The 15,081-nt window shown below is 73.2% G+C and carries 11 protein-coding genes; all 11 read right to left on the minus strand.

The features are described 5' to 3' along the window. Positions 1–19: 19 nt before the first annotated feature. The 11 genes from DRB96_RS17710 to DRB96_RS17760 all read right to left on the minus strand — a co-directional run bounded on the left by DRB96_RS17710 (position 20) and on the right by DRB96_RS17760 (position 15,044). Positions 20–1,717 carry a proline--tRNA ligase gene (locus DRB96_RS17710; RefSeq protein WP_112449340.1) on the minus strand — a complete coding sequence of 566 codons (1,698 nt, stop codon included), beginning with the start codon at positions 1,715–1,717 and terminating at the stop codon, positions 20–22. Positions 1,718–1,792: 75 nt separating this feature from the next. After that, positions 1,793–2,365, minus strand: coding sequence for a GNAT family N-acetyltransferase (locus tag DRB96_RS17715; RefSeq protein ID WP_112449341.1), 573 nt, complete (start codon positions 2,363–2,365; stop codon positions 1,793–1,795). A gap of 73 nt (positions 2,366–2,438) precedes the next feature. Further along, a complete protein-coding gene (locus tag DRB96_RS17720; RefSeq protein ID WP_204357757.1) occupies positions 2,439–3,284 on the minus strand; it encodes a GNAT family N-acetyltransferase in 846 nt (281 codons plus the stop codon). Between the two features lie 200 nt (positions 3,285–3,484). Beyond that, the gene (gene ispG, locus DRB96_RS17725; protein WP_112449343.1) at positions 3,485–4,642 is read right to left on the minus strand and encodes a flavodoxin-dependent (E)-4-hydroxy-3-methylbut-2-enyl-diphosphate synthase; all 1,158 of its coding nucleotides are present in this window, start codon (positions 4,640–4,642) and stop codon (positions 3,485–3,487) included. Between the two features lie 206 nt (positions 4,643–4,848). Beyond that, positions 4,849–6,150 (minus strand): site-2 protease family protein, encoded by a 1,302-nt coding sequence (locus DRB96_RS17730; protein ID WP_112449344.1) that lies wholly within the window; start codon positions 6,148–6,150, stop codon positions 4,849–4,851. Beyond that, positions 6,147–7,400, minus strand: a complete 1,254-nt coding sequence (gene dxr, locus DRB96_RS17735; RefSeq protein WP_112449345.1) for a 1-deoxy-D-xylulose-5-phosphate reductoisomerase — start codon at positions 7,398–7,400, stop codon at positions 6,147–6,149. Before dxr ends, DRB96_RS17730 begins: the two co-directional genes overlap by 4 nt. Before the next feature lie 20 nt (positions 7,401–7,420). Then, complete coding sequence (locus tag DRB96_RS17740) at positions 7,421–8,755, minus strand: hypothetical protein (protein ID WP_112449346.1); 1,335 nt, start codon at positions 8,753–8,755, stop codon at positions 7,421–7,423. 88 nt (positions 8,756–8,843) lie between these two features. Next, a complete protein-coding gene (locus DRB96_RS17745; RefSeq protein ID WP_239516039.1) occupies positions 8,844–10,838 on the minus strand; it encodes an acyl-CoA dehydrogenase family protein in 1,995 nt (664 codons plus the stop codon). Positions 10,839–10,971: 133 nt separating this feature from the next. Further along, positions 10,972–11,694, minus strand: a complete 723-nt coding sequence (locus DRB96_RS17750) for an alpha/beta fold hydrolase (protein ID WP_112449348.1) — start codon at positions 11,692–11,694, stop codon at positions 10,972–10,974. 173 nt (positions 11,695–11,867) lie between these two features. Beyond that, complete coding sequence (locus DRB96_RS17755) at positions 11,868–13,313, minus strand: aldehyde dehydrogenase family protein (protein WP_112449349.1); 1,446 nt, start codon at positions 13,311–13,313, stop codon at positions 11,868–11,870. 150 nt (positions 13,314–13,463) lie between these two features. Continuing rightward, entirely contained in the window at positions 13,464–15,044 is a 1,581-nt protein-coding gene (locus DRB96_RS17760; protein ID WP_112449350.1) for a PucR family transcriptional regulator, read from the minus strand. Positions 15,045–15,081: the final 37 nt, after the last annotated feature.

Genomic DNA, 15,081 nt, shown 5'->3' on the forward strand with positions numbered 1-15,081 from the left:
CTCGGGGCTGCCCGCGGGGCTACGCGGTCAGGCGGGCCAGGGCTTCGGCGAGCGGGAGCTCCTCGCGGGTGCCCGTGGCGCGGTTCTGGAGCTCGACCACCGACTCCGCCGAGCGGCGGCCCGCCACCAGGATCCAGGGAACGCCGATCAGCTCCGCGTCCGTGAGCTTCACGCCCGGGGACAGGCCCGGCCGGTCGTCCAGGAGGACGCGCAGGCCCGCCTCCGCCAGGGACGCGGCCGCGGAATCCGCGAGCGCGAGCGGCACCGCCTTGCCCGCCGCCACCACGTGCACGTCCGCGGGGGCCACGGCCGCGGGCCAGCACAGCCCGCGCCCGTCGGCCGTCTGCTCGGCCAGCGCGGCCACCGCGCGCGAGACGCCGATGCCGTAGGAGCCCATCGTGACCCGGACCGGCTTGCCCTCCTTGCCGAGGACGTCGAGGCCGAAGGCGTCCGTGTACTTGCGGCCCAGCTGGAAGATGTGCCCGATCTCGATCGCCCGGTCCAGCCGCAGTCCCGCGCCGCACGAGGGGCAGGGGTCGCCCTCCTCGACGACCACCACGTCCAGGTACCGGTCCACCTCGAAGTCCCGCCCGCACACCACGTTCCGGGCGTGCGTGCCGGGCTTGTTGGCCCCCGTCACCCAGGAAGTGCCCGGCGCGATACGGGGGTCGGCGAGGTAGGGGACCTTCGCCAGGCCCTGCGGGCCCACGTAGCCCCGTACCAGGTCGGGCCGGTCGGCGAAGTCCTCGGCCGTCACCAACTCCACCACCGCCGGGGCCAGATGCTCGCCGAGCTTGCCCAGGTCGACCTCCCGGTCACCCGGTACGCCGACGGCCGTGATCTCACCGTCGACCTTGACGAGGAGGTTCTTCAGCGTCGCCGACGCGGGGATGCCGAGGTGCGCCGCCAGGGTCTCGATGGTGGGGGTGTCGGGGGTCGGGACCTCCTCCAGCGGACCGTGGTCCCCTTCGGCCGGGGTCAGGGCGAAGGTCACGGCTTCCGTGTTCGCCGCGTAGGCGCACGAGGGGCAGTCCACGAAGGTGTCCTCGCCCGCCGCGGCCGGCGCGAGGAACTCCTCCGACGCCGAGCCGCCCATCGCGCCCGACACCGCCGACACGATCCGGTGGTCGAGGCCGAGCCGCTCGAAGATCCGCTGGTAGGCCGCGCGGTGGAGGGCGTACGACTCGGCCAGCCCCTCGTCGGTCACGTCGAAGGAGTACGAGTCCTTCATGTGGAACTCGCGGCCGCGCAGGACGCCCGACCGGGGGCGCGCCTCGTCCCGGTACTTGATCTGGATCTGGTAGAGCATGACCGGCAGGTCCTTGTAGGACGTGCACTGGTCCTTGACCAGCAGGGTGAAGATCTCCTCGTGCGTGGGGCCGAGCAGGTAGTCCGCGCCCTTGCGGTCCTTGAGCCGGAACAGCAGGTCCCCGTACTCCGACCAGCGCCCGCTGATCTCGTACGGCTCCTTCGGCAGCAGCGCCGGGAGCAGCACCTCCTGCGCCCCGATCGCGTCCATCTCCTCGCGGACGATGCGCGAGACGTTGTCCAGGACCCGCTTGCCGAGCGGCAGCCAGCTCCACACCCCGGCGGAGGTGCGCCGGACGTAGCCGGCCCGGACCAGCAGGCGGTGGCTGAGGGTCTCGGCGTCGGCCGGGTCCTCGCGGAGGGTCTTGGCCATGAGGCGGGACATGCGCTGCACGTGTTGCGTTGACATGACGGGAGGCTACCGGGGCGGACCGGGCTCCGAAAAACGGTTTGGGGCGCTGCCCGGCGGCCGGTCCGCCGCCCGTCAGGGCCGGCGCAGGGGCAGCGGGGCGCCCATGACGGCGTACGGGAGGCTCGCGCTCGGGAAGTGGACCGGGCGGGCGAGATCGGCGTACCCAAGGGAGCGGTAGAGCCCCCGGGCGGGGCTCTCGACGTCGATCGCCGAGAGGATCGAGCGCGGCTCCTCGGCGGCGGCGGTGATCGTGGTGATGAGGGCGCGGCCGACGCCGCGGCCCTGGAAGCCGGGGTGGACGTGGAGTTCGGTGATCACGAAGGAGCCGTCGAGCCAGCCCTCGTGGCCGCCGGCCCGCAGGTAGGGCTCCACGACGCCCGACCACCAGTGCGCGCGGTCGTTGGGCATGCCGTAGACGAACCCGGCGAGCGCCCCGTCCTCGGTGAAGGCGCCGAGCGCGCGGGCACCGCGGCAGGTCATGTGGCGCTGGACGATGTAGCGCCGGATGCCGACCTCCTCCTCGCTGAGCCCGAAGGCCTCGGCCTGCACGCGCAGGGCCTCGTCGACCCGGTCGGCGAGGTCGAGGTGCCCGATCCGTAGTCCGGCGGGCCGGGCGGGGTCTTCTCCCCCGGGGGTTGGCAGCATGCGGTGACCTTACTGGGCCTCCCCGGCCTGCGGGTATGCCGCCCGGCGGGCTCGCGGGCCCAGAACGGGACGATCAGAACAGGACGCTCATGAACGCGCCGACCTCGCGGAAGCCGACCCGGCGGTAGGACGCGCGCGCGGCGGTGTTGAAGTCGTTCACGTAGAGGCTCACCACGGGGGCCACGTCCCTGAGCGCGTACGCGACGACGGCCGCCATCCCGGTCTCGGAGTGCCCGCGGCCGCGGAACTCGGGGGCCACCCACACCCCCTGGATCTGGCAGGCGCGGGGGGTGGCGGCGCCGATCTCGGCCTTGAAGACGACCTTGCCGTCCTCGACGCGGGCGAAGGAGCGGCCGGTGGCGACCAGCTCGGCGACCCGGGCCTGGTAGAGCAGGCCGCCGTCGCCCGCCATCGGGGAGATGCCGACCTCCTCCGTGAACATGGCCACGCAGGCGGGCATGATCAGGTCCATCTCGTCCTTGCGGATGCGGCGGACCTGCGCGTCCGCGGCGACCGCGTCGGACGGCTGCTCGATGATCATGAGCGGCTGGTGGGAGCGGACGTCGCGGGCCGGCCCCCAGCTGGGCTCCAGGAGCTGCCACAGCAGCCGGGTGGCCGCCGAGGGGCCGACGATGGAGGAGCAGCGGCGGCCGGTGCGGCGGGCGCGGTCGGCGAAGGCGCGGATGGCTTCGGGGCCGGCGCAGACGGGGACCAGGTTGGCGCCGGCGTAGCAGAGGGAGCGGAGCTCTCCGTCGGCGTACCAGCCCCACATCTCGCCGCCCAGGCGCCACGGATCGAGCCCGGCGACCTGGACCCGCGAGGTGACGAAGGCGTTCTCGACCGGCTCGCGTCCGAGGATGTCGAGCGCGGCGTCAAGATCACTGGGCTCTAGGACCCGGGTGGTGGTCTGCGTCAACACTGGGGCCTCACCATGCAAGTCTGCTGATCTCCGCACTGTACCCGGCGCGGCTCGCGGATGCCGCGCGGCCCCTGTGCGGCCCCGGCGAGGCCCCTCGGCGGCCCGCCGGGGACCCGGGCGGGCCCGCCCGGGCAAAGCGACGGGCCCGGCGCCGCCTGGGGCGGAGCCGGGCCCGTGGGAAAGCCGGGTGGGCCGCAGCACTAGACCCCGATCGCCACCGTCGGCTCGCCCGACATCACGCCGTCCTTCTCCATCTGCTCGGCGATCTTCAGCGCCTCTTCGATGAGGGTCTCCACGATCTTCGACTCGGGGACGGTCTTGATGACCTCGCCCTTCACGAAGATCTGGCCCTTGCCGTTGCCGGAGGCGACACCGAGGTCGGCCTCGCGGGCCTCGCCCGGGCCGTTCACGACGCAGCCCATGACGGCGACGCGCAGCGGGACCTCCATGCCCTCCAGGCCGGCCGTGACCTGCTCGGCCAGCTTGTAGACGTCCACCTGCGCGCGCCCGCACGACGGGCAGGACACGATCTCCAGGCGGCGCGGCTTGAGGTTCAGCGACTCCAGGATCTGGCGGCCGACCTTGATCTCCTCCACCGGCGGGGCCGACAGCGAGACGCGGATGGTGTCGCCGATGCCCTCGGAGAGCAGCGCGCCGAAGGCGACGGCGGACTTGATGGTGCCCTGGAAGGCCGGCCCGGCCTCGGTGACGCCGAGGTGCAGCGGGTACGTGCACTGGGCGGCCAGCTGGCGGTAGGCGTTGACCATGACGACCGGGTCGTTGTGCTTGACCGAGATCTTGATGTCGCTGAAGCCGTGCTCCTCGAAGAGGGAGGCCTCCCACAGCGCGGACTCGACCAGCGCCTCGGGGGTGGCCTTGCCGTACTTCTTCAGCAGCCGGGCGTCGAGCGAGCCCGCGTTCACGCCGATCCGGATCGGGGTCCCGGCGTCCTTGGCGGCCCGCGCGATCTCCTTGACCTTGTCGTCGAACTGCTTGATGTTGCCCGGGTTCACGCGGACCGCGGCGCAGCCGGCGTCGATCGCGGCGAACACGTACTTCGGCTGGAAGTGGATGTCGGCGATGACCGGGATGTTCGACTTCTTCGCGATCACGGCGAGCGCGTCGGCGTCGTCCTGCGTCGGGCAGGCCACGCGCACGATGTCGCAGCCGGAGGCGGTCAGCTCCGCGATCTGCTGGAGCGTGGCGCCGATGTCGGAGGTCCTGGTGGTGGTCATCGACTGCACCGAGATCTGTGCGTCGCCGCCGACGGCCACGGAACCGACCTGGATCTTGCGGCTGACCCTGCGGTCGGCGAGCTTCGCCGGCACGTCCGGCATTCCGAGAGAGATGGCAGTCATCTGCTGTGCAACCCCAAGGTGTGGATCAAGGTGGGTCAAGGTCCCGAAGTCGGCGGGCTCCAGCCTTCGAGATTACGCCAAGCAGCGCGTGCCCCTCGCATCGCGGGGGGCGTGCCACCCGTACGTAGGGAGCCGGGCACGAAGCGTGCCCGGCTCCCGACCGGATGAGGTAGGGGGCTCTGCGAGCCCCCGCGCCGACCGCTCGGTCAGGTGATCCTGATGGGGTTCACCACGTCCGCGGCCAGCACCAGCAGCGTGAAGCAGACGAAGACGGCCGCCACCACGTACGCGGCGGGCATCAGCTTCGCCACGTCGAAGGGGCCCGGGTCCGCGCGCCGGAAGACCCGCGCGAAGGCGCGCCGCGCCGACTCCCACAGGGCGCCGGCGATGTGCCCGCCGTCCAGGGGCAGCAGGGGCAGCATGTTGAAGAGGAAGAGGGAGAGGTTGAAGTAGCCGAGGACCCCGAGCATGATCGAGGCCCGCTGCTCCTTGGGGATGTCCAGGGTCGCGATGTCGGCGCTGATCCGGGCCGCGCCGACGATGCCCATCGGGGAGTCGGCCTCGCGCTCGCCGCCGTTGAACACGGCGTTCCACAGGGCCGGGACCTTGCCCGGGAGGTTGGCCAGGCCCTCCACGCTGGCCTCGACGACCTCCACGACGTGCTCCGCGGACTGGGTGAAGGTGAGCGGGGCGATCACGGTCTCCGCGCTGACGCCGAGGTAGCCGGCCGACACGTACTCGTCCTTGAGGTAGCCGCCGCGGCCGTCGGTCTTGGCGACGCGGTTCTCGACGAGGGTCGGGTGGAGCTCGATCCGCTGGCCGTCGCGCAGGACGGTGAGGGTGGCGGCGCCGATCGTGGTGCGGATGTTCCGCTGGAGGGCGTCCCAGTCCTCGACCGGCTTGCCGTCGAACGCCACGATCTTGTCGCCGACCCGCAGGCCCGCGCCCTTGGCCGGGGCCACCGGGTCGCCGTCCTGGCAGACCTTGCGCTTGTCGCTCTGCTTGAGGACGCAGTCGGTGACCGTCGCGACCTGGGTGGTCGTCTGCTGCACGCCGAAGGTCATCCACACGCCGAAGAAGATCGCCAGCGCCAGGACCAGGTTCATGAACGGTCCCGCGAACATCACGATCACGCGCTTCCAGGGCTTGCGCGTGTAGAAGAGCCGCGACTCGTCGCCCGGCTGCAGCTCCTCGTACGCCGCCGAGCGCGCGTCCTCGATCATCGAGCGGAACGGCGACGTCGAGCGGGCGGTGACCTTGCCGTCCTCGCCGGGCGGGAACATCCCGATCATGCGGATGTAGCCGCCCATCGGGATGGCCTTGAGCCCGTACTCGGTGTCGCCCTTCTTGCGGGACCAGATGGTCCGGCCGAAGCCGACCATGTACTGGGGCACGCGGATGCCGAAGAGCTTGGCCGTCGAGAGGTGGCCGAGCTCGTGCCAGGCGATGGAGAAGAGCAGCCCGACCACGAAGACGAGCACGCCGATCAGGTTGAGCAGGATGGTCATGCGCGCGCCTCCACTGCGGCCCGTGCCGCCGTCTCCCGTGCCCGGGCCCGGGCCCAGGTCTCCGCTTCAAGGACGTCCGTGACCGTGAGGGAAGTTCCCGCGGCGGGAGTCCCGTGTTCGTCGACCACGGCAGAGACCGTATCCATGATTGCTGTGAACGGCAGCCGACCGGCCAGGAAGGCCTCGACGCACTCCTCGTTCGCCGCATTGAACACGGCGGGCGCGGTACCGCCCAGGGCGCCCACGTGCCGGGCCAGGCCCACCGCCGGGAAGGCCTCGGTGTCCAGCGGGAAGAACTCCCACGTGGACGCCTTGGTCCAGTCGAAGGCGGGGGCCGCGTCGGGGATCCGCTGGGGCCAGCCGAGGCCGATCGCGATCGGGCCGCGCATGTCCGGCGGGGTGGCCTGGGCCAGCGTGGAGCCGTCCGTGAACTCCACCATCGAGTGGACGTATGACTGCGGGTGGACGACGACCTCGATGCGCTCGAAGGGGATGTCGTAGAGCAGGTGCGCCTCGATGACTTCGAGGCCCTTGTTGACCAGGGTCGCCGAGTTGATGGTGATCACCGGTCCCATGGCCCAGGTCGGGTGGGCGAGGGCGTCCTTGACGGTGACCGAGGCCAGCTCGGCGCGGGTGCGGCCGCGGAAGGGTCCGCCGGAGGCGGTGACGACGAGCTTCTGCACGTCCGCGCGGGTGCCGGCGGCGAGCGCCTGGAAGAGCGCCGCGTGCTCGGAGTCGACGGGGATGATCTGGCCGGGCTTCGCGAGGGCCTTGACCAGCGGGCCGCCGACGATCAGCGACTCCTTGTTGGCGAGGGCCAGGGTCCGGCCGGCCCGCAGCGCGGCGAGGGTGGGTGCGAGGCCGATGGAACCGGTGATGCCGTTGAGCACGGTGTGGCACTCGGAGGCGGCGAGCTCGGTCGCGGCGTCCGGCCCGGCGAGGATCTCGGGCAGCGGCTCACCGGCGCCGTACTGCGCGTCCAGCGCTTCCTTCAGGGCCGGTACGACGTCTTCGCGCGCGACGGCCACGGTGTTCACCCGCAGCAGCCTGGCCTGCTCGGCCAGCAGCGCGACCCGGCCGCCCGCGGCGGACAGCGCCGTGACCCGGAACCGGTCCGGGTTGCGCAGGGCCAGGTCGATGGCCTGGGTCCCGATGGAACCGGTGGAGCCGAGGATGACGATGTCCCGGCGGCCGGCCGCGGGGTCGAAGAGGAGGTGCGGATCGGCGAGGGGGGCTGGACGGTCGCTCATGCACCCATTGTTGCCGCAACTCAGGGGCGATTGGACACGGAACCCCCTTCGGTGATCCGCAGGAGGAGGTGCGGGAGCGTTCCCGCGAAGTCCGGCAGCGTACTGGCGGCCCGCCACCAGGCGTCCGGGTCCTCGCCGAGGGCCACGGCGAACAGCCGGTCGGCCTCTGCGCGGGCGGCGAGCACGGCCTCGGGCCGGTCGTAGCGGTCGGGGTGGTCCACGACGCCCAGCCAGTGGTCCTCGTCCAGGGCCCAGACGGCCGGGAGCTTGTGGCGGATCACGTCGACGCCGGTGAGCAGCCGGCGGTCCAGGCAGTCGCGGACCCACCGGACGTCCTCCTCGACGGTCTCCATCGGTACGGCGAGGCTGGCCAGGGCGAGCTCGCGCTCCACTCCCCCGGCGGGCCGCGGGGACGCCGGGGCGAGCCGGGCCACGGCCCGGTCCAGGCCGGGCAGGGGCGGCCCGTCCGGGGGCGCGGACAGGGTGCCGGCGGCGGTCCGGGAGGCGAGTTCGGTGAGCGGTCCGGGGAAGGTGTGGGCGTGGCGCAGCAGTTCGGCCCACAGGCGGGGGTCGTCCCCCAGCGGGGCCAGGGCGCGCCGCAGGGCCGTGTGCATCCCGGCCAGCTCGGTGAGGTTCCAGCGCAGTCCGCGGGTCGCGGGCAGGTCGGCGAGGAGCAGCGCGAGGCCGGCGGGGCGGACGTCGTCCACGAGCTCGGCCTGGGTGACCAGGCCCATCCGGACGGCGCGGACGGCGGGGCGGTACCAGGAGCGGCCGTACGAGCGGGCCGTGCGCAGGTCGAGCAGGCCCCGGGCGGCTCTGGGGGGCAGGCCGCCGCGGAGCAGCAGGGCCTCGGCCGAGCCGGGCGGGAGCGGTTCGCGGGCGTGCGCGAACCAGAGCAGCTCCGGGTCCGCCTCGTGCGGGAGCGCGAGGACGTCGAGGGGGATCCGCGGCCGGTGCGTGCCGTGCCGGCGCAGCAACAGGAGCAGCTCGTCCGAGGTCAGGGGTGCCGGGTCCGGGGCCGGTGCGGCGCGCGGGTCCCGGCCCAGTTCGGCGCGCAGGACGGGCAGCAGGGCGGGCGGGGTCCGGCGGGCGGCGTACCGCACCGGTCCGGGCAGGCCGGGCAGCGGGCGGCCCAGCACGTGGGGGTTGCGGGCCACCGACCGGCGGTCCTGGTCGCTGCCGTCGCGGAGCAGGAGGCTGACCGCGGAGGCGGGCAGCCGCTCGTCCCGGGTGAGGTGGGTGCGGGTGGCGGGGTCGACGCGCCCGATCAGGTTCGCCGCGATGTGCTCCGGTGCGTGGCGCAGTACGAGCGCCACGCACCAGGCGAGCCGCCTGCTGTCCCTGTGCTGGTCCATCGCCCCGTTCCTCGCCGTGTCCGCAGCCTGCCGTCCGGGCCGGTCACCAGAGTCGTACATCCGCCCGGCGTCCGGCGATCATCGCAGGTCAGCGCAGTGGTCGGTGCACGTTCTTCCGCGTCGAGGGGCCGGGAGAGGCATCGGCGATCCACGGGCCGTCGCCGGACGGGTCGAGGATGCCCTCCTCCAGCCAGGTGTAAGTGCCGGACAGGACGCCGGCGACCACCTTGCGGTCGAGGTCGTCGGTGTTGGCCCAGAGCCGGCCGAAGAGCTCCTCCACGCGCAGCCGGGACTGCCGGCAGAAGGCGTCGGCGAGCTGGTAGGCCTCGCGGCCGTGGTCGCCGGTGGCCCGCAGGTGCTCGGCGCGCACGCAGGCCGCGCTCATCGCGAAGAGCTCGGCGCCGATGTCGACGATCCGGCCGAGGAACCCCTGCTTGGTCTCCATCCGGCCCTGCCAGCGGGACATGGCGTAGAAGGTCGAACGGGCGAGTTTGCGCGAGCCCCGCTCGACGTAGCGCAGGTGGGTGGCGAGGTCGGGGTGGCCGTCGGGGTGGAAGGCCTTGTAGGTGCCGGGGACCTGGCCGGCTCCGGCGGCGAGCCGGGGCAGCCAGCGGGCGTAGAACCCGGCGGCGCGGGCGCCCGCCTTCGCCTTGTCGCCCAGGTCCTTCTCGGGGTCGATGAGGTCGCCGGCGACCGACAGGTGGGCGTCCACGGCCTCGCGGGCGATCAGCAAGTGCATGATCTCGGTGGATCCCTCGAAGATCCGGTTGATGCGCAGGTCGCGGAGCATCTGCTCGGCCGGGACGGCCCGCTCGCCGCGCGCCGCGAGCGATTCGGCGGTCTCGAAGCCGCGTCCGCCGCGGATCTGGACCAGTTCGTCAGCCATCAGGCAGGCCATCTCGGAGCCGTAGAGCTTGGCGAGGGCGGCCTCGATCCGGATGTCGTTGCGGTCCTCGTCGGCCATCTGCGAGGCGAGGTCGACCACGGCCTCCAGGGCGAAGGTGGTGGCGGCGATGAAGGAGATCTTGGCGCCGACGGCCTCGTGCAGGGCGACGGGCCGCCCCCACTGCTCGCGTACGCCGGACCACTCGCGGGCGATCTTCAGACACCACTTCCCGGCGCCGACGCACATGGCGGGCAGCGACAGCCGGCCGGTGTTCAGCGTGGTCAGGGCGATCTTCAGGCCGGCTCCCTCGGCGCCGATGCGCTGGGCGGCCGGAACCCTGACCTGGTGGAAGCGGGTGACGCCGTTCTCCAGGCCGCGCAGGCCCATGAAGGCGTTGCGGTGCTCGACGGTGATGCCCGGCGAGTCCGCCTCGACGACGAAGGCCGTGATGCCGCCCCGGTGGTTCTCGCTCCGGGGGACGCGGGCCATGACGACGAGCAGGTCGGCGACGACCCCGTTGGTGGTCCAGAGCTTCACGCCGTCCAGGACGTACGCGTCGTCCCCGTCCGGGACCGCGGTGGTGGCCAGCCGCGCCGGGTCGGAGCCGACGTCCGGCTCGGTGAGGAGGAAGGCGCTGATGGCGGTGGTGGCGCAGCGCGGCAGGTAGGCGTCCTTCTGCTCCTGCGTGCCGAACATCTTCAGCGGCTGGGGCACGCCGATCGACTGGTGGGCGGAGAGCAGGGCTCCGATGGCCGGGCTGACGGAGCCGACGAGGGCGAGCGCCTTGTTGTAGTACACCTGGGTGAGGCCGAGGCCCCCGTACTCGGTGCCGATCTTCATGCCGAGCGCGCCGAGCTCCTTGAGCCCGCGCACGGTCTCGTCGGGGATCTTCGCCTCGCGCTCGATGCGCGCCCCGTCGATGGAGGTCTCGCAGAACTCCTTCAGCCGGGCCAGGAAGGCCTCGCCCCGCCGGACGTCGTCCGCGGCGGGGGTGGGGTGCGGGTGGATCAGGTCGAGCCGGAACCGGCCGAGGAACAGCTCCTTGGCGAAGCTCGGCCGCTGCCAGTCCTGTTCCCGGGCCGCTTCCGCGACCTGCCGTGCCTCGCGCTCGGTCACCTTGGGCTGAACGGGCTGTGCGGGCTGTTCGGGCTGTACGGGCTGTACGGGCTGCGTGCCGCCTGGCTGTGTTGCGGACATGAGGGGACTCACCTCGCCGCCGAGAGTGGGGTGGTTACCGGTCGGTGCCACCAGTGAGTCGTACCCGTTTCGGGCGGCGGGGAAGCGACTGCAATGAGGGGACGGCGGATCCCCCGCGCGGCGGGCCGTGCGCTCAGCCGCCGGGTCGGGCCACGGCCAGGCGGGCGACCTGCGCCGCGTGGGGGACGAGGTAGAAGTGGTCGCCCTCGAAGACGTGGGACGTGAAGGCGCCCGCGGTGACCTTGGACCATTCCTCCGCGCCCAGGGGGGTGACGCGGGGATCGCGGTCACCCGTGAGGGCCATGACGCCCGCGCGCAGCAGTGGAGCGTCCTCGCGGCGGCGGTAGGCGTCGATCAGGCGGTAGTCGTTGCGCAGGACCGGCAGGAACAGCTCGCGCAGCTCCGGGTCGCTCCAGAGCGCCACGTTGGGGCCGCCCAGCGAGGTGACGGAGGCGATCAGGTCCTCGTCCGTCCGTGCAGTGACCGGGGCGGTGGGCGCGAGTCCGCGGCCCGAGACGCACAGGCGGGTGAAGTGGTCCGCGCCCGCGGCTTCGAGGCGCAGGAGGGTCTCGTACGCCACGGCCGCGCCCATGCTGTGGCCGAGGAGCACGGTGGGCACGGCGGGTTCGGCCAGGAGCTCCGCGGCGATGTGCGGCGACAGCGCGTCCATGGTCGGGATCAGCGGTTCGCCGAAGCGGCTCTCGCGCCCCGGGTACCGCACCGCCACGACGTCGACCGAGGGGTCCAGGTGCCGGGTCCAGTCGCGGAAGAAGCTCGCGCCGCCTCCCGCGTGCGGGAAGCAGACCAGGCGCAGGGCGGGGTCGGCGGTGGCACGGTGCCGGGCCAGGTAGGACATGTGCGACTCGATTCGTCAGACGGAGACCGACGGGTCCGACGATGTTCCCGCGGAGCCCGGGGAACCAACCGGGACCCGGCTGTTCCCGCAGGCTAGTGGGAGGGAAAAGGGGGACGGCCGGAGCCCCCGCACAGTAGGCTCCGGCCGTCGGCTTCTTGGCCGTACGAGTCCGCTCAGATGTCGAGGCCGCTGAGGACCAGGACCCGCTCGTAGGTGTAGTCGTCCATCGCGTAGCGCACGCCCTCGCGGCCCACACCGGACTGCTTGACCCCGCCGTACGGCATCTGGTCGGCGCGGTAGGACGGGACGTCGCCGACGATCACGCCGCCGACCTCCAGCTCGCGGTGGGCGCGGAAGGCGGTCTGGATGTTGCGGGTGAAGACGCCCGCCTGCAGGCCGAACTTCGAGTCGTTGACGGCGGCGAAGGCCTCGTCGGTGTTCTCGACCTTGCGCAGGGTCAGGACCGGCCCGAACACCTCTTCGGTGGCCAGCGTGACGCCCTCGGGCACCTCGGCGACGACGGTGGGCTCGTACGAGGCACCCTCGCGCTTGCCGCCCGTGAGCAGCTTGGCTCCGGCGGCGACGGCCTCGTCGACCCAGGACTCGACGCGCTTGGCGGCGTCCTCGGAGACCAGGGGGCCGACGTCGGTGGCCGAGTCGTTCGGGTCGCCGGTGACCTGCTCCTGGACCTTCGCGACGACCTTCTCGACCAGGCGGTCGTAGACGGCGGCGTCGGCGATGACGCGCTGCACGCCGATGCAGGACTGGCCGGCCTGGTAGTTCGAGAAGGTCGCGATGCGGGTCGCGGCCCAGTCGAGGTCGGCCTCCGAGGCCCAGTCCTCCAGGACGACGGCCGCGGCGTTGCCGCCGAGCTCCAGGGTGCAGTGCTTGTGGGGCACGGCCTGCTGGATGGCGTAGCCGACCTTGTCGGAACCGGTGAAGGAGATGACCGGCAGGCGCTCGTCCTTGACCAGCTCCGGCATCTTGTCGTTGGCGACGGTCAGCACGGACCAGGAGCCGGCCGGGAGATCGGTCTCGGCGAGCAGCTCACCGATGATCAGCGCGGAGAGCGGGGTGGCCGGGGCCGGCTTCAGGATGATCGGCGCGCCGACGGCGATGGCGGGGGCCACCTTGTGGGCGCACAGGTTCAGCGGGAAGTTGAAGGGCGCGATGCCGAGGACCGGGCCCTTGACGAAGCGGCGCGTCAGGGCGAGACGGCCGACGCCGCCGGCGTCGGTGTCGAGGCGCTGGGCCTCTCCGCCGTTGAAGCGGCGGGCCTCTTCGGAGGCGAAGCGGAACACGGACACCGCACGGCCGACCTCACCGCGGGCCCACTTGATGGGCTTGCCGTTCTCGGCGGAGATCAGCAGGGCGATCTCCTCGGTGCGCTCGGCCAGCCGGCGCGACACGTGGGCCAGGGCCTCGGCGCGTACGTGGGCCGGGGTCGCGGAGAACTCCGCCGTCACGGCGTGGGCCGCGGCCACCGCCTCTTCGACCTGGGCGTCGGTGGGGACGCTCACGGTACCGACGAGACGGCCGTCCCACGGGGAGTGGACGTCGAGGCTGTCGTCGCCGGTGGCCTGACGGCCGGCGAGCCAGAAGGCGTGGGTGGAAGTCATGCTGATCCCGGCCCTTCGGAGTGTGTGCGGTGGGCTTGTCCCCTCCACGGTAGGACTCCGTCACGGTTTCGGGGCTTGTCCGGGGTGGAGTACGCGCGTGGCGCGGCGCGCCGCTTTGTCAGTGTCGCCGCCGGCGCCCGGCGTGCGGGGTCACGCCGGGGCGGACGTGGCCTTCAGGGCGAGCCAGAGCTCCATGCGGACGTCCGGGTCGTCCAGGGAGCGGTCGAGGATCTCCTCCACCCGCCGCATCCGGTAGCGCAGCGTGTGGCGGTGGACCCCGAGGTCGGCCGCCGCCGCGTCCCACTGGCCGTGGCGCGAGAGCCAGGCCTGGAGCGAGGCCACCAGGTCGCCGCGGCCCTTCTCGTCGTGCTCGCGCAGCGCCCGCAGCGTGCCGTCCGCGAAGGCCTGTACCGCGTCGTCGGCCAGCAGCGGCAGGACCGAGCCGGCGGCGAGCTCCTCGTGCTCGACCATCGGGCGGCCGCGCCGCCGGGCCACGACGAGGGCCTGGTCGGCCTGCTTGAAGGCCGCCGCCACTCCGGAGGCCAGGGCCGGCGCCGACAGGCCGAGCACCAGTTCGTCCGGCTCCGGTTCGCCCGTCTCCCCGCCGCGGCGCGATTCCAGCGCCTCCGCGTGCTCCGAGCACGCCTGTACCGCCGAGCCCCCGTCGGCCGCCAGGACCACGAGGCGGCCCGGCTCCGGCACCACCAGCAGGGTCTCCCCGGTGCGCGCCGCCGCCGACTCCACGGCGTCGGCCAGCTGGGCCAGGCCCTGCGGCTGGGCGGTCCCCGTCAGCGCCGGCTCGGCGACGATGATCCGGAACGGCGCGTCCAGCAGGGCCCCGTACAGGTCCCCGGCCACGGCCTGCGCGTGCTCCGGCTGGCCGGCGAGCAGCATGCGCAGCACGGCCGCGCCGAGGCGGGACTCCGCGTCGTGCAGGGACCGGGAGCGTTCGGTGGTGAGCGTCAGCAGCGCCACCGCCGAGTGGACGGCGTAGCGCTCCGCCGTGCCGAGCGGGGCTCCGGTGCCGACCGCCAGGGCGCCCCGGGCCCGGCGCCCGGTGCCCAGGGACTGCAGCTCGACCCGGTCCTCGGAGCCGCCCACCACGGCGCTGGCGGGCGCGGGCCGCTCGCGCAGCCGCTCCACGTCGGGGGTCAGCCGGGCGGCCCGGCGCGCGGCCCAGTCGGGAGCGGCCGCGACGACGGCGCCCGAGGTGTCGTAGAGGGCGGCCCAGCCGTGCACGTGCGCCGCGAGCTTGGTCAGCAGCTCGGCGGGGCCGTCGGCGGACAGGGCGGCGCGCGTCAGCTCCCGCTGCGCCTCGAAGCCGGCGGTCACGGCCCGGTACTGGTCGGCGGCGAGGGCGGCGGAGACGGCCTTGCTGATGGCGAGGAAGGGGGTCCGGCGGGGCACCTCGAGCAGCGGCAGGTCCTCGGCGCGGGCGGCCTCGACCAGCGCCTCGGGCACGGCGTCGTAGTTGACGCCGACGGCGAAGCCGATGCCGACGACCCCGGCCGCCGCGAGCCTGCGCACGTAGCGCCGCATCTCCTCGGGGTCCTCCGCGTCGAGCTTCATCGCGGTGATGAGGAGCAGCTCCCCGCCCTCCATGTAGGGGACGGGGTCGGCGAGCTCGCTGACGTGGGCCCAGCGCACGGGGGTGTCGAGGCGGCCCTCCCCGGCCCGGACGCTGAGTTTGAGCGCCGAGTGCTGGACGAGCGAGGCGAGGGTGAGCGGCATGGGTACCGGGCGCCTTAGGGGAGGAGGAAGGTGCGGC

It is taken from the genome of Streptomyces sp. ICC1, assembly GCF_003287935.1.
In the GTDB taxonomy this organism is placed as follows: Bacteria; Actinomycetota; Actinomycetes; order Streptomycetales; family Streptomycetaceae; genus Streptomyces; species Streptomyces tritrimontium.